Source organism: Streptomyces sp. NPDC050535 (genome assembly GCF_044457665.1).
GTDB lineage: Bacteria > Actinomycetota > Actinomycetes > Streptomycetales > Streptomycetaceae > Streptomyces.
In genome coordinates, this window is sequence record NZ_JBITHE010000023.1 from 47,103 (window position 1) to 64,411 (window position 17,309).

Sequence of the window (17,309 nt, forward strand, 5' to 3'; positions counted from 1 at the left end):
TCCCTCTCCGGAGGGAGATAGGTCACATCTTGGGGGGGATTGGATCACAAATCGGCCCAGAGTCCCTGTGGTTGTGGGGATCCGGGCCGATTAGGTCACTCTGGGTCCAACTGTGGTTACCCGTACGTGACTAGCTGAGACGCTCGATGACCATCGCCATGCCCTGGCCGCCGCCGACGCACATCGTCTCCAGGCCGAACTGCTTGTCGTGGAACTGGAGGCTGTTGATGAGCGTGCCGGTGATGCGGGCACCGGTCATGCCGAAGGGGTGGCCGACGGCGATGGCGCCGCCGTTCACGTTCAGCTTGTCCAGCGGGATGTTCAGGTCGCGGTAGCTCGGGATCACCTGGGCGGCGAACGCCTCGTTGATCTCGAACAGGTCGATGTCGTCGACGGTCAGGCCGGCGCGCTTCAGGGCCTGCTTCGACGCCTCGACCGGGCCCAGGCCCATGATCTCGGGGGAGAGGCCGGTGACGCCGGTGGAGACGATGCGGGCGAGCGGGGTCAGGCCGAGCTCGCGGGCCTTCGTGTCGGACATGATCACGAGGGCGGCGGCGCCGTCGTTCAGCGGGCAGCAGTTGCCGGCCGTGACGAGCCCGTCCGGGCGGAAGACCGGCTTCAGGCCCTGGACGCCCTCCAGCGTCACGCCGGCGCGCGGGCCGTCGTCCTTGCCGACGACCGTGCCGTCCGGCGTCGTGACCGGGGTGATCTCCCGCTCCCAGAAACCGTTCTTGATGGCTTCCTCGGCGAGGTTCTGCGAGCGGACGCCGAACTCGTCCATGTCCTGGCGGGTGACGCCCTTGACGCGTGCCAGGTTCTCGGCGGTCTGGCCCATCGCGATGTACGCGTCCGGGACGAGGCCGTCCTCGCGGGGGTCGTGCCAGCTCGCGCCCTCGCTGGCGGCCACGGTGGCGGTGCGGGCCACCGCGTCGGCGAAGAAGGGGTTCTGGGTGTCGGGCAGGCCGTCGCTGGAGCCCTTGACGCTGCGCGACACCATCTCGACGCCCGCCGAGACGAAGACGTCGCCCTCACCGGCCTTGATGGCGTGCAGTGCCATGCGGCTGGTCTGGAGCGAGGAGGAACAGTAGCGGGTGACGGTGCAGCCCGGGAGGTGGTCCATGCCCATCTGCACGGCGACGATGCGGCCGAGGTTGTAGCCCTGCTCGCCGCCGGGGAGGCCGCAGCCGAGCATCAGGTCGTCGATGTCCTTCGGGTCGAGCTCGGGGACCTTGGCGAGGGCGGCCTCGATGATCGTGGCGGTCAGGTCGTCGGGGCGTACGTCCTTCAGGGAGCCCTTGAAGGCGCGGCCGATCGGGGAGCGGGTGGCTGAGACGATCACGGCTTCGGGCATCGACGGCTCCATTGGCGTGCGGCGGGTCGGGCATGGCTGCTTGGGAAGTTACCCGCACGTACCGTTGGGGTCACCGCTCTGGGAGTGTGACTCCGGCCGCACTTTTCTAAGCGCTTGCTTTCTTCTGGCGGGGGCGCCTTCGTGACCGGGGGCGCGGTGGGCTTTTCTCGCCCCCTCCGCCCCTGCCCGTCCCGTCTCTGGGGCTGCGCCCCCAGACCCCCCTTTCGCGCTGGCGCTCGTCCTCAAACGCCGGACGGGCTGAAAGATTTCAGCCCTCCGGCGTTTGAGGAGCGGGGGTTCGGGGGCGGAGCCCTCAAGGGACGGGAAGGGACGGGAAGGGGCGGAGGGGGCGAGGAAACGTCTCTCAGGTGGACGGCGCGGGGGCCGGGTCCGTGGCCGGGACGCGGCGCCGGCGGCGGCGCTTCAGGAGGGCCCAGGGGCCGCGAGGACCGGTGGGCATCGCGGCGGCGACCTCGGTGCCGGGCTCGGAGGCCGCCTCCGCCGCCGCACGGGCGACAGGGAGGAAACCCTCCCGACGGGAGGCGTCCGGACGCTCCTCCTCCGCCGGCCAGAGGCTGAGGGCCGCGCACACCGTGGGCAGCAGAGCCATCGCCGCCGTCGCGTACCCCTCGGCGGAGGGGTGGTAGTTGTCGGGCCCGAAGAGCTCCCGCGGGTTCGCCTCGAACTCGGGCCCGAGGAGGTCGCCCAGCGACACCGTACGGCCGCCCTGCTCGACCGTACCGATCGTCTGGGCGGCGGCGAGCTGCCGCGAGGCCCGGCGGGCCAGCCAGCGCAGCGGCTGCTGGACCTGCTCGACCGTGCCCAGGTCGGGACAGGTGCCCACCACGACCTCCGCACCGGCCGTGCGCAGCCGCCGTACCGCCGAGGACAGATGGCGCACGGAACGCGTCGGCGGCATCCGGTGGGTCACGTCGTTCGCGCCGATCATGATCACGCAGACGTCCGGCGGCCGGGTGGCGTCCGCGAGGGCCAGCGACACCTGGCGGTCCAGGTCGTCCGACTGGGCGCCGGGCAGAGCCACGTTGTGCAGCTCCACCGGCCGCTCGGCGACCGCCGCGAGCCCGGACGCGATGAGCGCGCCGGGAGTCTGCCGGGCCCGGTGCACGCCCTGCCCCGCGGCCGTGGAGTCACCGAGCATGACCAGCCGCAGCGGCGGCTCGTCCTGGCCGGAGTATCCGTATCCGTAGAAACCCTCCCCGCGCGGCGCGTGCGGCGTGTGTCCGTTGCCCACCACGCGTTTCGCCATCTGCACCTCGGCCAGCAGCACCCCGACCGCGGCGGCGCCCACCAGGCCGATCCCACCGCCGCCGTACGCCGCGCCCGCCGCGATCCGCCGTGCCACTCTCGCCCTCGACAAACCCGCCATGCGTCGCCGCCACCTCCTCATAGCCGTACAACCAGTGCTTGCCCCGTGAGGGCCGTTCCCCAATCTCAACGGCGCGTGAACGGTCATCCGGGGCCGTAGGCTGACAGGACCATCCCTCTTAGAACGCAGCTCCGGAGACAACGGTGCAATTCCACGACTCGATGATCAGTCTCGTCGGCAACACCCCGCTGGTGAGGCTCAACAACGTGAGTGCGGGCATCCAGGCGACCGTCCTGGCGAAGGTTGAGTACTTCAACCCCGGCGGGTCCGTGAAGGACCGCATCGCCCTGCGCATGATCGAGGCCGCGGAGGAGAGCGGCGCCCTCAAGCCGGGGGGCACGATCGTCGAGCCGACCAGCGGAAACACTGGAGTCGGGCTCGCCATCGTGGCGCAGACGAAGGGGTACAAGTGCATCTTCGTGTGCCCCGACAAGGTGAGCACCGACAAGATCAACGTGCTCCGGGCGTACGGCGCCGAGGTCGTCGTCTGCCCCACCGCGGTCGACCCCGAGCACCCGGACTCGTACTACAACGTGTCCGACCGGCTCGTGCGCGAGACGCCCGGCGCCTGGAAGCCCGACCAGTACTCCAACCCCAACAATCCCCTCTCGCACTATCACTCCACCGGCCCCGAGCTGTGGGAGCAGACGGAGGGGCGGATCACCCACTTCGTCACGGGCGTGGGCACCGGCGGCACCATCTCGGGCACCGGCCGGTACCTGAAGGACGTCAGTGACGGCAAGGTGCAGGTGGTGGGCGCCGACCCCGAGGGGTCCGTGTACTCCGGCGGGTCCGGGCGGCCGTATCTGGTCGAGGGCGTGGGCGAGGACTTCTGGCCCACCGCGTACGACCGGACCGTCGCCGACGAGATCGTCGCCGTGTCCGACAAGGACTCCTTCCAGATGACGCGCCGCCTCGCCAAGGAGGAGGGGCTCCTCGTCGGCGGCTCCTGCGGCATGGCCGTGGTCGCCGCGCTGCGGGTCGCCGAGCGGCTCGGTCCCGACGACGTCGTGGTGGTCCTGCTGCCGGACAGCGGGCGCGGATACCTCAGCAAGATCTTCAACGACGAGTGGATGGCGGACTACGGCTTCCTGGAGGACTCCGGGCCCAGCGCGCGCGTCGCCGACGTCCTCGACGACAAGGAGCACGGCCGCATTCCCACGCTCATCCACATGCACCCGGAGGAGACGGTCGGCGAGGCGATCGACGTGCTGCGCGAGTACGGCGTCTCGCAGATGCCGATCGTGAAGCCGGGCGCCGGACACCCGGACGTGATGGCCGCCGAGGTCATCGGTTCCGTCGTCGAACGGGAGCTGCTCGACGCGCTGTTCACCCAGCGGGCCTCCCTGGAGGACCCGCTGGAGAAGCACATGTCGGCGCCGCTGCCGCAGGTCGGTTCCGGCGAGCCGGTCGGCGACCTGATGTCCGTGCTCGGCGTCGCCGACGCCGCGATCGTGCTGGTCGAGGGCAAGCCCACCGGGGTCGTCAGCCGCCAGGACCTGCTGTCCTTCCTCGCCAAGGGCGCCCCGAAGAAGTGACGGGCGGCCGGTGATCCGGGCCGAAGTGCTCGCCGAGCCGCGAGAAGGCTCCTGAACGGCGCTTTCGGGCGGGAACTTCGCAGAGGCGGGAACTTCGCAGAAGTGGTACGAGCGCGTCACGTCCGCGCAGCACCGGCTTAACACGGGTCCGGCACATTAGTGGGTGTCGGCAAGGGCGGGAGCGGCTCCCCGCCCCGGCCGACACCAAATCGGCGTCAAGGACCTCCGGAGCGGCTCCCGGACCTCCATGGACGCCACGGACGCGTACGCCCGGCCCTGACCCGGCGCGCGTCCCTCGCGGGGACCGCCGTCGTCCCGCCCCCCGGCAACGGGGGTGCGGCGGTCCCCGCGCAAGACCCCGAAGGGCCCGGCACCTGCTTCAGGTGCCGGGCCCTTCACACGTGTTCGGCTCCGCTCAGTCTTCCCAGTCCGACTCGCGCCTGCCCTTGCGGCGCCCGAAGAAGTTCGGGGAGAGCCGCGCGGCCTGGACCATGTTGACCCCCACGATCCCGCCCCAGGCGACCAGCAGGCCGGGCAGGCCCGCCACGCCGCCGCCGATCCCGGACAGCGGGACGGCCAGGACGAGGGAGACGATCCCGAAGCCGAAGCGTTCGCCGAAGGAGTCGGTCGACTGGGGCGAGCGCGATCCGCGGGCCACCACCATCTGCTGCTCCGCGAGCTGGCGCCGCACCCGGCGGTCGACCACGCCGTCAAAGCGCTGTTCGACCTTCTCCAGGAACGAGTCGATCAACGCGGGCTCGTACTCTTCGCCCAGCTCCTTGCGTGCGTGCAGGGTGGCGTCGAGTTCCTTCTTCAGTTCGGCGTCGCCGTGGGCTTCCATACCGGTCATGGTGTCTACGTTAGGGAGCCGACGCCCTCGTGGCACGGGGGTTAGCCCCCCTGTTCGCGGTGGGCTCCACCCCCGCCCCGCCCACCGCCGGCGGGCGGCCCCGGCTGCCTGGCCGGCCTGTGCTGCTTGGCGTACGCGTTCGTGACGTCCTCCGGGCCCTCTGGATCATGAGGTGTCCCTTGCCCGGCCTGCATATCGTCATGCAGAGTTCTCTCTATCTGAATAGGTTGCCACCGGTCCGGTGTTGACCGCTGGTTACTTGTGGCCACCAGGCAGGATCCAATGTCCGGATCGAGGGGAGTTTGCGCTCTATGCCGTCTCGGAATGTGGCCGCGCCGAGTGGGGTGACGGTCGGACTCGTGGTGCTGGACGGCTGTAGCACCGGTGTCGCGGACGTCGTCCGGCTCGCCGACGGAGCCGCGCGGCCCGTTCCCGGCACCGAGGCGATGAAGCGCGTCGAGGAATCCTGGGACGCCGCCCGGCAGATCGCCGCGAGCGGTCGCGTCTACGGGCGCTCCACCGGCGTGGGCGCCAACCGGAACGAGGACGTGCCGACGGCGTCCGCCGCGGGACACGGCCTGCGGCTGCTGCGCAGCCACGCCGGGGCGATCGGCGAGGAGCTGCCCGCCCGGGAGGTCCGCGCGATGCTCGCCGTCCGGGCCAACCAGCTCCTCGCCGGCGGCGCCGGCCTGCGGCCCTCCGTCGTCACGGCCCTGTGCGAGGCACTGGAGACCGGCGTCCACCCGGCGGTGAACGAGTTCGGCTCCGTGGGCACCGGAGACATCGCGGCGCTGGCCCAGGTGGGGCTGGCGCTGGCGGGGGAGCATCCGTGGCGGCGGCCGGGGCCGGGGGGTGCGGGGTCTTCCGGGGGGCGGCCTCTGGGCGGGGTGGCGTCCGGGGGACGGGCGCCCGGAAGGGTGGCATCCCCGGGGTGGGCGCACGAAGGGGTGACCGCCGACGGGCGGGCGTCTGGAACGACGCCGTCCGCCGAGCGGGTGGCTGAAGCCGCGGCTTCCGACGGGCGGTTGCCCGAAGCGCTGGCGTCAGCGGGGTCGGCTTCCGGGGCGGTGGCGTCAGTGGGGGCGGTCTCCGGAGGGGTGGCGTCCGCGGGGTCGGTCTCCGGAGGGGTGACGTCGTGGCGGGCGTCCGTGGGGGTGGCCGCCGAGGGGGCGTACTCGCAGGTGGTGGGGCCCGAGCCGCAGTTGCTCGACAACAATGACGCTCTCGCGCTCATCAGCAGCAACGCGCTCACGCTCGGGCAGGCCGCGCTGGCGTTGGACGAGCTGCGGGGGCTCATCGGGGCCACCCAGGTGGTCGCCGCGCTCTCGCTGATCGCGGTCGACGGCTCGCACGAGGCGTACGCGGCGCCCGTGCACGCCGCGCGGCCGCACCGCGGCTCGGTCGAAGTGGCCCGGCGGATGCGGGAGTTGATCGGCGCCGCCGACCGGCCGGTGCCGCCGCTCGGACGGATCCAGGACCCGTACGGCTTCCGCTGTGTCCCGCAGATCCACGGGCCCGCCCAGGACGCGGCGGACGCGCTGGAGGGCGTCCTCACCGTCGAGATCAACGCCGCCGCCGAGAACCCCCTGATCTCCCCCGAGGACATGGCCGCCTACCACCACGGCGGCTTCTACCAGGCCCAACTCGCCCTCGCCCTCGACCACTTCAGGCTGGCCGTCACCCAGGTCGCCCGGCTGTCGACCTCCCGCCTCTCCACCCTCAACGAACCCGCCTACACCCGGCTGCGCCCTTTCCTCGCCGACAGCGAACCCGCGTCCTCCGGCGTGATGATCCTGGAGTACGCCGCCGCGGCCGCCCTCGGTGACCTGCGGGCCTTCTCCGCGCCCGCCTCGCTGGGCCACGCTGTACTCTCCCGGGGCGTCGAGGAACAGGCCAGCTTCGCCTCGCTCGCCGCACGGCAGACGCTGCGCGCCTGCGGTGCGTACCGTCTCGTCGTCGGCTGCGAACTCGTCGCCGCCGTACGGGCCTTGCGCCAGCGGGGCCTGCGGCCCGACCCGGAACTGCCGGCCGGGCGGGCGCTGGAGCTCGCCGAGTCGGTGCTCGACCCGGAACAGGCCGACCGGCCGCTCACCGACGACGTGGGCACCGCGGCCGTACTGCTCGACCGGTTCACGGACATCTGGAGGGGGAGCGCGTCATGAGCGGCATGGACGCAAACGCGGACGGGATCACGGGTGTGGACGGGAGGAGCATCGGTATGACGACGGACAGTCCGGCCGCTCGGCTTCAGGCGCTCTTCGAGGGGCACCGGCTGACGCCTACCCAGCGGCGGATCGCGCACAGCATGGTGCGCCGCGCAGCCGACGTGCCCTTCCTGTCGAGCGTCGAGCTCGCCGAACTGGCCGGGGTCAGCCAGCCGTCCGTCACCCGCTTCGCGGTCGCGCTCGGCTTCGACGGCTACCCGGCGCTGCGCAAGCACCTGCGCGAGGTCACGCCCGCCGAACAGACCGCGGGCTCCGCCTCGTACAACGAGTACCAGCAGGCCGTCGAGGCCGAGATCGAGAACCTGAAGCACCTGGCGGAGGTGCTGGCGGACCCGCGCCCGGTGGCCCGCGCGGGACGGCTGCTCGCCTCGAGCAGGCCGCTCATCGTGCTCGGGCTGCGCGCCGCCGCCTCCCAGGCGTACGGCTTCGGGTACTTCGCCGCCAAGGTCCATCCCGACGTACGGCTGCTGCACGAGGGCGGCACGATGCTCCACGACCGTATCGACGCGGCCGTACACGCCGGGGCCACGGCACTGCTGTGCTTCGCGCTGCCCCGGCATCCGCGCGAGGTCGTGGACTCGCTGGCGTACGCGAAGGCGGCGGGCCTGACGGTGGTGACGGTCGCGGACTCGGCGTTCGCGCCGGTGGCGAAGGTGTCGGACCTGCTGCTGCCGGCCGCCGTCGGCACCGGTCTGGCCTTCGACACGGCCTGCGCCCCGATGCTGCTCGGCCGCGTTCTGCTGGAGGCGATGTGCGACGACCTGCCGGACGCGCAGGCACGGCTGGAGGAGTTCGACGCGCGGGCCGCGGCCCGGGGCCTGTTCGTGGAGTAGGCACGGCGTGGAGCAATCACGGTTCGGCGTAGTCACGTTTTGGCGTAGTCACGTTTTGGCCGAGCCGCCGTATTTCTCAGGTTCGTCTCACCTTCGCTCGCTAGCGTGCCCGCCCGGAGAGCTGGGACACACGAGGAGGCGGAACGTGGGGCGCGGAGGGCAGGGACTGGCCCGGGTGGCTGTCGTCGTGAGGGCGGGCGCGGCACCGCTGTGGTGGTGCGGGGTGTTCGCGGCGGGCATCGGGTTGCTGTTGCCGGGATTCACCGGGCGCCGGATCGGGGTCATGGCGGGGGCGGCGCTGTTCATCGTCGCGGCCGTCGTGGTGGCGTACCGGCACAGGAAGCGGTACGCCGCACTGGCCCGCGCCGCCGCGCGCGCCGGCAAGCACGACGTGCTCCAGGACCGCGCGGTGACCGTACGGAACTGGCGCCGGGGCCATCGATGGTGGCTGCTGCTCGCCTTCGCGGCCGCGCTCGGCAGCTCGTTCGCGGTGCCCGCCGCGGGCGGCATGCTGCTCGCCGGCGCGGGAGCAGGCCTGTGGCTGAAGGCCGGCTGGCTGGGGCGCCGCGAACGCGCCGGGCAGGAGCTGATCTGGGTGCGCGTCGACTGGCTCGGCAGGGGCGCGGGCGCCCCCGCGGGCAAGCCGGTCAAGGCGTGCCGGGCCACCGGTGTGGCGGCGGGCGACGCCGCGCCCGGCGGAGCGCGGCGTCACTGACGGCACGGGCCGCGACGGCCGTTGGCCGTGCCGGCCCTGGGCCGTCGGCCCGGGTCACACCTCCAGCTCCGCCTCGATCCTGCGCAGCTGGTGGCGGGCCATCGCCAGGTTGGACCGCTTGGCGTCGAGCACCAGGTACAGGAAGAGGCCGTTGCCGCCGCGCCCCTGCATCAACCGGATCAGGTGGTACTGGTCGGACAGCGTGATCAGGATGTCCTCGATCTCGCCCTTCAGCCCGAGGTGCTCCATGGTGCGCAGCTTGGCGCGTACGACGTCGGTGTTGCCGGCCGCCGCGACGTTGAGGTCGAAGCCCTTGCTGCCGCCGATGGTGCCCAGCGCCATGCCGCTGGTGTAGTCGACGAGGGCGGCTCCGGTGGCGCCCTCGATGGAGGCGAGTGCTTCTTTCAGTGCTGTTTCGGTGTTGGCCATGGTGTTCGGTTTCCTTTCAGCTTTCCGATGTTCTCGGGGTGTTGGGGGTCGGGGTGGCGGCGGTGCGCGAACCCGTCGCGCCGCGCGCCGCGCGGGTACGTGAGGGGGCGGGGCCCGGTTTCACGGGGGCCCGCGCCGAGGTGACCGGCTCACCGCGTGCCGTCGCGGCGTCCACGAGCTCGCCGATCCGGGTGCTGGAGCGGCGCCCCTCCAGGTGCAGCCGGCCGACGTTCACCCGGTCCTGGGCGAGCAGGGTCAGCACGGCGGAGCCGCCCGCCGCGTACGTCGCCACATAGCCGTGGACGCCGCGCACCAGCAGCTCGCGGAAGTCGCCCTGCCCGGTGGCGTCCGCCATCCGTACGGCGACGCCCAGCGCGGCCGCGGTGAGCGCGGCCAGGCCGTCGGGCTCCACGCCGGGGGTGTCGTGGGCGAGGACGAGACCGTCGGCGCTGGCCGCGAGCGCCCCGGTCAGCTGGGGTACTCGGGCCCTCAACCGGTGCAGTTCGTCGAGGACTTCGGGCTCCGCCGCCATCAGCAGTCTCCTCTCGGCACGCTGTTGTCGTAGCGCGCGGATCACAAGGCCTCCCGCGGGTCAGGGCTCACAGGGCCTCCAATGCGTCTCTGAGCCGCCGCAGCAGGGCCACGTCGGGATCGGCCGACGGCTGGGTGAGCTCGCTGGGCAGCTGCGGCGGCTGCGCCGGGGGCGCCACCGTCACGAGCCCGGCGGCGGCCAGCCGCCGCAGGTCGACCAGGGTGTGGAAGGCGGGCCGCCCCAGCTCGAGCGAGACGTCCGCCGCGGTGCGCACGCCGTCCACCCGGCCGAGTACGGCCTCCTGGCGCAGCGGGACCGACGGCCCGGCGGCGAGCCGGGCGCGCACCAGGGGCGCGGTGTCCGTCGCCGGGTCGGGCCAGATGCGGTGCAGCAGCTCGCGGCGGCGCACGGTCTCGCGCTCCAGCGCGGCCACCGGCACCGGGCGGACGGGACCGAGCCAGTGCGCGGCCCCGTACCGGAAGCGGCTCGGGGTGCTGCTCGGCCCGAGCACGAAGTACGCCGCGTCGTAAAGCGAACCGAGGTGGCACAGTTCCAGCGCGCCTTCCGCTATCCGGCCGCTGTCGACCAGGAACTGGCCGACCTGATGGCTCGCGCCGGCCGCGGCGACGGCCTCCCGCCACACCTGGGGGTCCAGCACCCCGCGGGCGGCGAACAGCACGTCGAGCCCTGGTGTGGCGGGGCTTTCGGCGTGCACCACCTCGCCGTCGGCGAGGTAGAGCGTGCCGCGCTCGCGGACGAGCACACCGGTGGCCCGCTCGGCGGCGAGCCGGCTCAGCATCGGCGAGACGCCGCCACCGGAGTCGAGTGCCCTGTCCCGCAGCGGGAGGCGGGGCGGGGGAGGTGTTCTGACCGTCGTCATCCGAGCACCAGCCGTCCGGCCAGCTCGCCGAGGCGGATGCGGGCCAGCGCGAGGTTGCCGTCGGCGCGGGCCAGCCACAGATGCAGGAACACGCTGCTGTCGAAGGTGGTGCTCACGAAGCGCAGCAGGTGGTAGCTGTCCCGGTTGCTGATGATCAGATCCTCGACCGGTGTCTCCCGGTCGGACCAGTCGGAGCCGTCGGCCGGGGCGAACGCGCGGTGCTCCGCCGCGAGCCGGGCCAGCTCCGCGGCCTCGGCCGCGGTCGTCTCGTGGTCACCTCCCGGTGCGTCGCCGGCCGTGCCCAGGGCCAGGCCGCTGGTCCAGTCGACCACCGCGGCACCCCGGGCACCGGGCAGTGTCATGGCTTCCAGTAGGCACTCGTCGATTCCGGGCACCGTGTCTCCCCTCCCGCCAAGGGTTCGGCCGAGTGACGCCGAAGTTACGCAACGTGTGCGTCGGGGGCGATGGTTCTGGCATTTTCCTGTGGAACATGCCCCGGGGTGACTAAGGTGGGTCAACTGAGCATATTTTCCGCCCGGTTCGGGCCACCGCGAAGGCTTGGCGGGGGTCGCGCACGAGTGCGCGGGGGCGTGCGGGGGCGCTTGCGCGCCGGGCGGGTGCGAGGGCGCGGGGCGCGGCCCCGCGGAGGCGGCCCCTGGGAGGCGGCCCTGCCAGGTTCGCGAGAGCCCTCGCTACAGCCCCGTGAGTGCCGATGCCCCCGCCCCGCCCGATTCCGCCACGATCTCTTCCAGGGTCTGTGGCTCCCTGGCGACGGCGAAGCGGATGCCGCCCCGGGCGTCCGGGGCGAAGCCGTAGATGCCCGGGCGGGCCAGGGAGTTGTACGCGTAGTGGTGGGCGAAGTAGTACGCGCCGGTGTCCAGCGCCGCCGCGTAGTCGCCCTGTTCGAGGAGCGGGAGGGCGCGGCCCTCGGCGAGGAGGTCGCCCGCGAAGCAGGCGGGGCCCGCGATGTCCTGGACGACGTCCGGCCCCGACTTGGGGCGCCCCTTGGGGTCGTACGCGGCGATCCGCAGCGGCCAGGACGCGGGCGCGTACACCGTGCGGGCGGCGATCTGCACCCCCGCGTGCGTGACCGCGACCGCCCGGCCCCCGGCGGACTTCGTGTACTCGACCCGCGCGAGCACCGTCCCGTGCTTGGCGAGCAGCGACCGGCCGAACTCGGTGACCAGCCCGTACCGCCCGTCGAACAGCCCCGGCACCACCTCGGCCAGCAGCCGCGCGTACTGCGCGTACGTCGGGGCGGTGGCGTCGGAGCCGAAGTTGACCGGCAGCCCGCCACCGATGTCGATGGTGTCGATCTGCCGCCGCCCGACCCGCTCGTTGATCTCCTCGGCCAGCGCGTACGTCTCCGCCACGCCACGCGCCATCAGTGACAGCGGGATGCCCTGCGACCCGGTGTGCGCGTGCAGCCTGGTCAGCCAGGGCCGGTCGGCGTACGCCCGGACGATCCATTCCCGCGCGCCCTCGTCGCGCAGCGCCACCCCGAACTTGGAGGTCGCCGTGGCGGTGGACAGCGCCTCGATCGAACCCCCGCCGACCTGCGGATTCACCCGGAGTCCGAGGGGGGAGCCGGTCGCCCCGGCCCGGACCAGGGCGTCGATACGGTCCAGCTCCTGCGGGTTGTCCGCGTTGACGGCGACGCCCAGCGCCAGCGCCTCACCCAGCTCCGCGGGTGTCTTGGCGGGGGAGTCGAGGACCGTGTGCGCGGGCGACATCCCGGCCGCCCGGGCGAGCGCGAGCTCCCCGGGGCTGGCCACCTCCGCGCCGATGCCCTGCTCCCGCAGCAGCCGCAGTACGGGCACGAGCGGGGTCGCCTTCACCGCGAAGGCGTGCAGCACAGGGGTGCCCGGAGCGGTCACCGCGTCGAAGGCGGCCCGCAGCGCGGCGGCCGAGGCCCGGATGCCGGTGACGTCGAGGAGGGCGACGATGGGGGTTCCCGGCGTGAGAAGCCCCTGCTCCACCGCGGCCCGGACCGCGTCGTCGCGCCGCAGGACACGATCACCGTCCTCGTCACCCACCCGGCCGGAACCCTCGGAACCCTGGGACCCGCCGGCGCCATCTGACCCGCCCGCGTCATCGCACCCACCGGCGCCGACCGCGCCGCCCCTAGAGCCCGCGCCGCCTGGAGCATCCGCACCGCCCGGAGCGTCCGCCGCCCCGTCCGTCCCGCCCGCCTCGTCGCTCACCGGATTCCCCGCCATGCCCCTGTCTGCGCCCATACGTACCAGCCAAACACCCACGCCGTGGCCGCGCTGCCCTATGCACCTATTGACTAGCTCTATTCAAGAAGCGAGGATGTGAATATCTACTGCAACAGTCCGCACAGGAGGCAGCCCATGTCAGGACCCCGCCCCGTACGAGCACCGCGCGGTACGGAACTGAGCGCCCTGGGATGGCAGCAGGAAGCCGCCCTGCGGATGCTGCAGAACAACCTCGACCCCGAGGTCGCCGAGCACCCCGACAAGCTCGTCGTCTACGGCGGCACCGGCAAGGCCGCCCGCGACTGGCGCTCCTTCGACGCCATGGTCCGCACGCTGCGCACCCTCAAGCAGGACGAGACGATGCTCGTCCAGTCCGGCCGCCCCGTCGGCGTCATGCAGACCCACGAGTGGGCCCCGCGCGTCCTCATCGCCAACTCCAACCTGGTGGGCGACTGGGCCAACTGGGAGGAGTTCCGGCGGCTGGAGGCCCTCGGCCTCACCATGTACGGCCAGATGACGGCCGGTTCGTGGATCTACATCGGCACCCAGGGCATCCTCCAGGGCACCTACGAGACGTTCTCCGCCGTCGCCGCCAAGAAGTTCGACGGCACGCTGGCCGGCACGATCACCCTGACCGCCGGGCTCGGCGGTATGGGCGGCGCCCAGCCCCTCGCCGTGACGATGAACGACGGTGTCGCGATCTGTATCGACGTCGACCCGCGTGCCATCGAGCGCCGTATCGAGCACCGCTACCTCGACGTGCGGGCCGACTCCCTGGAGCACGCCCTCCAGCTCGCCGTCGAGGCCCGCGACGCCCGCCGCCCGCTGTCGATCGGTCTGCTCGGCAACGCCGCGGAGCTGCTTCCGCGCATGCTCGCCGAGGGCGCCCCCATCGACATCGTGACCGACCAGACCTCGGCCCACGACCCGCTGGCCTACCTCCCCGTGGGCGTCGACCTCGACGACATGGCCACCTACGCCGCGAAGGACCCGGCCGGGTTCACCACCCGCGCCCGTGAGTCGATGGCACGGCACGTCGAGGCCATGGTCGGCTTCATGGACGCCGGCGCCGAGGTCTTCGACTACGGCAACTCGATCCGCGGAGAGGCCCAACTCGCTGGCTACGAGCGGGCGTTCGCCTTCCCCGGCTTCGTCCCCGCCTACATCCGCCCGCTCTTCTCCGAGGGCAAGGGCCCCTTCCGCTGGGCCGCCCTGTCCGGAGAGGCCTCGGACATCCACAAGACCGACAAGGCGATCCTCGACCTCTTCCCGGCGAACGAGTCCCTGCACCGCTGGATCAAGCTGGCCGGCGAGCGCGTCCACTTCCAGGGCCTGCCCGCCCGCATCTGCTGGCTCGGCTACGGCGAACGCGACAAGGCCGGTGAGCGCTTCAACGACATGGTCGCCTCCGGCGAGCTCGCGGCGCCCCTCGTGATCGGCCGCGACCACCTCGACTGCGGCTCCGTCGCCTCGCCGTACCGCGAGACGGAGGCCATGCTCGACGGCTCCGACGCGATCGCCGACTGGCCGCTGCTGAACGCCATGGTGAACGTGGCCTCCGGCGCGTCCTGGGTCTCCATCCACCACGGCGGCGGCGTCGGCATGGGCCGCTCCATCCACGCCGGCCAGGTCACTGTCGCCGACGGCACCCCGCTCGCCGGCGAGAAGATCCGCCGGGTGCTGACGAACGACCCCGGCATGGGCGTCATCCGGCACGTGGACGCCGGTTACGACATCGCCGAGTCCGTCGCCGACGAGCGCGGCGTGCGTGTGCCCATGCGCGAGGGTGGCGAGGCGTGACCTTCCACAGCATGTGGGCGGAGCTGCTGCCGGTCGGCCGCAGTTCCGCCTCCGGCGGCTACCGCAGGTTCGCGTGGACGGCCGCCGAGGCCGACTGCCGGGCCTGGTTCAGGACGCAGGCCGAGAACCGCGGCCTCGGCTACGAGCTCGACCGGAACGGCAACCAGTGGGCCTGGCTCGGCGACCCCGCCGAAGGCGACGCCGTCGTCACCGGGTCCCACCTCGACTCCGTGCCGGACGGCGGCGCCTTCGACGGGCCCCTCGGCGTGGTGTCGTCCTTCGCCGCCCTCGACGAACTGCGCGCCCGCCGGACGCGGTTCGACCGGCCCCTCGCCATCGTGAACTTCGGTGACGAGGAGGGCGCGCGGTTCGGGCTCGCCTGTGTCGGGTCGCGGCTCGCCGCCGGGCAGCTCACCGCCGAGCAGGCGCACCGGTTGACCGATGCCGACGGCATCACCCTGCCGCAGGCGATGGAACGGGCCGGGTACGACCCCGACACCATCGGCCCCGACCCCGAACGGCTCGCCCGCATCGGCGCCTTCGTCGAGCTGCACGTCGAACAGGGCCGCGCCCTCGACCTCTCCGGCGACCGCGTCGGCATCGCGAGCGCCATCTGGCCGCACGGCCGCTGGCGGTTCGACTTCCGGGGCGAGGCCAACCACGCGGGCACCACCCGGCTCGTGGACCGCCGCGACCCGATGCTGCCGTACGCGGAGACGGTCCTGGCCGCCCGCCGCGAGGCACAGCTCGCCGGAGCCGTCGCCACCTTCGGCAAGATCGCCGTAGAACCGAACGGTGTGAACGCCATCCCCTCCCTGGTCCGCGGCTGGCTCGACTCCCGCGCCGCCGACCAGGCGAGCCTGGACACGGTCGTCACCGGCATCGAGAAGGCGGCCCGCGAGTACGCCGAGGCGCAGGGCGTCGAACTCGACGTCGTCCGGGAGTCCTTCACCCCCGTCGTCGAGTTCGGGCACGCCCTGCGTGACGAGCTCGCCCGCGTCCTTGGCAAGGAGGCGGACCTGCGGGTCCCGGTCCTGGGCACCGGCGCCGGACACGACGCCGGAATCCTCTCCGGGACCGTCCCGACCGCCATGCTGTTCGTACGCAACCCCACGGGCGTCTCGCACTCCCCGGCCGAGTACGCCGCCGAGGACGACTGCGTGGCCGGGGTGACCGCACTCGCCGACGTACTCGAAGGGCTGGTCCGCAGGTGACGCAGACGTACTGGCTGGAACACGCCTGGCTCGACACCCACGTCGAGCCGGGCGTCGCACTGGACGTGACGGACGGCCGAATCACCGCCGTCCGCACCGGTGCCGACACCCCGCCCCCGGGCGCCGAGATCCTCCGCGGCCTCACCCTCCCCGGGCTCGCGAACGCGCACAGCCACGCCTTCCACCGCGCGCTGCGCGGCACCGTCCAGGTCGGCTCCGGCACCTTCTGGACCTGGCGCGAGATCATGTACAACTTCGCCGACAGGCTGACCCCGGAGACCTACCACGCCCTCGCCCGCGCCGTGTACGCGGAGATGGCGCTCGCCGGGGTCACGGCCGTCGGCGAGTTCCACTACGTGCACCACGCCCCGGGCGGCACCCCGTACGCCGACCCCAACGCGATGGGCGAGGCGCTCGTCGAGGCGGCGGGCGAGGCCGGCATCAGGATCACCCTCCTCGACACGGCGTACGTGTCCGCGGGCTTCGGGCAGTCCCCGAGCCGGCACCAGCTCCGCTTCTCCGACGGCAGCGCGGACGCCTGGGCGGAACGCTCTTCACTTCTCAAGGACCGTGATCACGCGCGGATCGGGGCGGCCATCCACTCCGTACGGGCGGTGCCGGCCGGGCAACTGGCGACGGTGGCGCGCTGGGCCGAGGAACGTCGGGCCCCGCTGCATGTGCACCTGTCCGAGCAGACGGCGGAGAACGACGCCTGCCGGGCCGCGCACGACCGCACGCCCACCCAGCTGCTCGCCGACCACGGCGTCCTCGGCCCGCGCACGACCGGCGTCCACAACACGCACCTCACGGCTCAGGACATCGCCCTCATCGGCGGCTCCGGCACCGGAACCTGCATGTGCCCGACCACCGAGCGGGACCTGGCCGACGGCATCGGCCCCGCCGTCGCCCTCCAGAACGCGGGCTCGCCGCTCTCCCTCGGCTCCGACAGCCACGCCGTCGTCGACCTGCTCGAAGAGGCCCGCGCCCTGGAGCTGAACGAGCGCCTGCGCACCCGCACCCGCGGCCACTGGACGGCGGCCGCGCTCCTTCGCGCCGCCTCCGCCGACGGCCACGCCGCCCTCGGCTGGGAAGGCGCGGGCACCCTGGAGCCGGGCGCGCTCGCCGACTTCACGACGATCGCCCTCGACTCGGTCAGAACAGCGGGGCCACTGCCGCGCCTCGGTGCCGAGACAGCCGTATTCGCCGCGACCGCGGCCGACGTACGCCACACGGTCGTGGCCGGGCGGCACGTCGTACGAGACGGTGTGCACGCCCTCGTCCCCGACGTGCCGAAGGCTCTCGCGGACGCCATCGACGCCCTGCGCGGCTGAGAGCC

General features: G+C 72.8%; 15 protein-coding genes. 7 read left to right on the forward strand and 8 right to left on the reverse strand.

Annotated elements, in window-relative coordinates; translation table 11 throughout:
• Positions 1–130: 130 nt before the first annotated feature.
• On the reverse strand, positions 131–1,351 hold the full coding sequence (locus ACIBLC_RS34895) for an acetyl-CoA C-acetyltransferase (protein WP_399215404.1): 1,221 nt from the start codon (positions 1,349–1,351) through the stop codon (positions 131–133).
• Positions 1,352–1,715: 364 nt separating this feature from the next.
• Entirely contained in the window at positions 1,716–2,738 is a 1,023-nt protein-coding gene (locus tag ACIBLC_RS34900) for an SGNH/GDSL hydrolase family protein (RefSeq protein ID WP_399215405.1), read from the reverse strand.
• A gap of 143 nt (positions 2,739–2,881) precedes the next feature.
• Between ACIBLC_RS34900 and ACIBLC_RS34905 the strand changes: the two genes are divergently transcribed.
• Positions 2,882–4,276, forward strand: a complete 1,395-nt coding sequence (locus ACIBLC_RS34905; protein ID WP_399215406.1) for a cystathionine beta-synthase — start codon at positions 2,882–2,884, stop codon at positions 4,274–4,276.
• Between the two features lie 415 nt (positions 4,277–4,691).
• Here the strand turns inward: ACIBLC_RS34905 and ACIBLC_RS34910 are convergent, their stop codons facing one another.
• On the reverse strand, positions 4,692–5,126 hold the full coding sequence (locus ACIBLC_RS34910) for a hypothetical protein (protein ID WP_399215407.1): 435 nt from the start codon (positions 5,124–5,126) through the stop codon (positions 4,692–4,694).
• A 311-nt stretch (positions 5,127–5,437) separates the two neighbouring features.
• On the opposite strand from ACIBLC_RS34910, the gene ACIBLC_RS34915 reads away from it, so the two are divergent.
• The 3 genes from ACIBLC_RS34915 (at position 5,438) to ACIBLC_RS34925 (ending at position 8,899) form a co-directional block, all read left to right on the forward strand.
• Positions 5,438–7,288 carry an aromatic amino acid ammonia-lyase gene (locus ACIBLC_RS34915; RefSeq protein WP_399215408.1) on the forward strand — a complete coding sequence of 617 codons (1,851 nt, stop codon included), beginning with the start codon at positions 5,438–5,440 and terminating at the stop codon, positions 7,286–7,288.
• Between the two features lie 5 nt (positions 7,289–7,293).
• Positions 7,294–8,184 (forward strand): MurR/RpiR family transcriptional regulator, encoded by an 891-nt coding sequence (locus tag ACIBLC_RS34920; protein ID WP_399215469.1) that lies wholly within the window; start codon positions 7,294–7,296, stop codon positions 8,182–8,184.
• A 145-nt stretch (positions 8,185–8,329) separates the two neighbouring features.
• Positions 8,330–8,899, forward strand: a complete 570-nt coding sequence (locus ACIBLC_RS34925; RefSeq protein ID WP_399215409.1) for a hypothetical protein — start codon at positions 8,330–8,332, stop codon at positions 8,897–8,899.
• Between the two features lie 54 nt (positions 8,900–8,953).
• On the opposite strand, the gene ACIBLC_RS34930 is transcribed toward ACIBLC_RS34925, so the two are convergent.
• From ACIBLC_RS34930 to ACIBLC_RS34950, 5 genes are all read right to left on the reverse strand, one after another.
• Positions 8,954–9,328: a hypothetical protein gene (locus ACIBLC_RS34930; protein WP_399215410.1), complete on the reverse strand. Its 375-nt coding sequence runs from the start codon at positions 9,326–9,328 to the stop codon at positions 8,954–8,956.
• Positions 9,329–9,344: 16 nt separating this feature from the next.
• Complete coding sequence (locus ACIBLC_RS34935) at positions 9,345–9,860, reverse strand: roadblock/LC7 domain-containing protein (RefSeq protein ID WP_399215411.1); 516 nt, start codon at positions 9,858–9,860, stop codon at positions 9,345–9,347.
• 67 nt (positions 9,861–9,927) lie between these two features.
• On the reverse strand, positions 9,928–10,740 hold the full coding sequence (locus ACIBLC_RS34940; protein WP_399215412.1) for a transcriptional regulator: 813 nt from the start codon (positions 10,738–10,740) through the stop codon (positions 9,928–9,930).
• Positions 10,737–11,135, reverse strand: coding sequence for a hypothetical protein (locus ACIBLC_RS34945; RefSeq protein WP_399215413.1), 399 nt, complete (start codon positions 11,133–11,135; stop codon positions 10,737–10,739). The genes ACIBLC_RS34940 and ACIBLC_RS34945 overlap by 4 nt, the downstream gene beginning before the upstream one ends.
• A gap of 297 nt (positions 11,136–11,432) precedes the next feature.
• Positions 11,433–12,959, reverse strand: a complete 1,527-nt coding sequence (locus tag ACIBLC_RS34950; RefSeq protein ID WP_399215470.1) for a diaminopimelate decarboxylase — start codon at positions 12,957–12,959, stop codon at positions 11,433–11,435.
• 135 nt (positions 12,960–13,094) lie between these two features.
• On the opposite strand from ACIBLC_RS34950, the gene hutU reads away from it, so the two are divergent.
• From hutU to ACIBLC_RS34965, 3 genes are read left to right on the forward strand one after another with little or no spacing between them, the layout of a single operon-like run.
• A complete protein-coding gene (hutU, locus tag ACIBLC_RS34955) occupies positions 13,095–14,759 on the forward strand; it encodes a urocanate hydratase (protein WP_399215414.1) in 1,665 nt (554 codons plus the stop codon).
• A complete protein-coding gene (locus tag ACIBLC_RS34960) occupies positions 14,756–15,973 on the forward strand; it encodes an allantoate amidohydrolase (protein WP_399215415.1) in 1,218 nt (405 codons plus the stop codon). Before hutU ends, ACIBLC_RS34960 begins: the two co-directional genes overlap by 4 nt.
• Positions 15,970–17,304, forward strand: a complete 1,335-nt coding sequence (locus ACIBLC_RS34965; protein WP_399215417.1) for a formimidoylglutamate deiminase — start codon at positions 15,970–15,972, stop codon at positions 17,302–17,304. The genes ACIBLC_RS34960 and ACIBLC_RS34965 overlap by 4 nt, the downstream gene beginning before the upstream one ends.
• Positions 17,305–17,309: the final 5 nt, after the last annotated feature.

Excerpts from the sequence above, each read along its gene's own strand:
- ACIBLC_RS34895 (WP_399215404.1), bottom strand. The coding sequence starts at position 1,351 with ATGCCCGAAGCCGTGATCGTCTCAGCCACCCGCTCCCCGATCGGCCGC.
- ACIBLC_RS34900 (WP_399215405.1), bottom strand. The coding sequence starts at position 2,738 with ATGGCGGGTTTGTCGAGGGCGAGAGTGGCACGGCGGATCGCGGCGGGC.
- ACIBLC_RS34910 (WP_399215407.1), bottom strand. The coding sequence starts at position 5,126 with ATGACCGGTATGGAAGCCCACGGCGACGCCGAACTGAAGAAGGAACTC.
- ACIBLC_RS34915 (WP_399215408.1), top strand. The coding sequence starts at position 5,438 with ATGCCGTCTCGGAATGTGGCCGCGCCGAGTGGGGTGACGGTCGGACTC.
- ACIBLC_RS34920 (WP_399215469.1), top strand. The coding sequence starts at position 7,294 with ATGGACGCAAACGCGGACGGGATCACGGGTGTGGACGGGAGGAGCATC.
- ACIBLC_RS34930 (WP_399215410.1), bottom strand. The coding sequence starts at position 9,328 with ATGGCCAACACCGAAACAGCACTGAAAGAAGCACTCGCCTCCATCGAG.
- ACIBLC_RS34935 (WP_399215411.1), bottom strand. The coding sequence starts at position 9,860 with ATGGCGGCGGAGCCCGAAGTCCTCGACGAACTGCACCGGTTGAGGGCC.
- ACIBLC_RS34940 (WP_399215412.1), bottom strand. The coding sequence starts at position 10,740 with ATGACGACGGTCAGAACACCTCCCCCGCCCCGCCTCCCGCTGCGGGAC.
- ACIBLC_RS34950 (WP_399215470.1), bottom strand. The coding sequence starts at position 12,959 with ATGGCGGGGAATCCGGTGAGCGACGAGGCGGGCGGGACGGACGGGGCG.
- hutU (WP_399215414.1), top strand. The coding sequence starts at position 13,095 with ATGTCAGGACCCCGCCCCGTACGAGCACCGCGCGGTACGGAACTGAGC.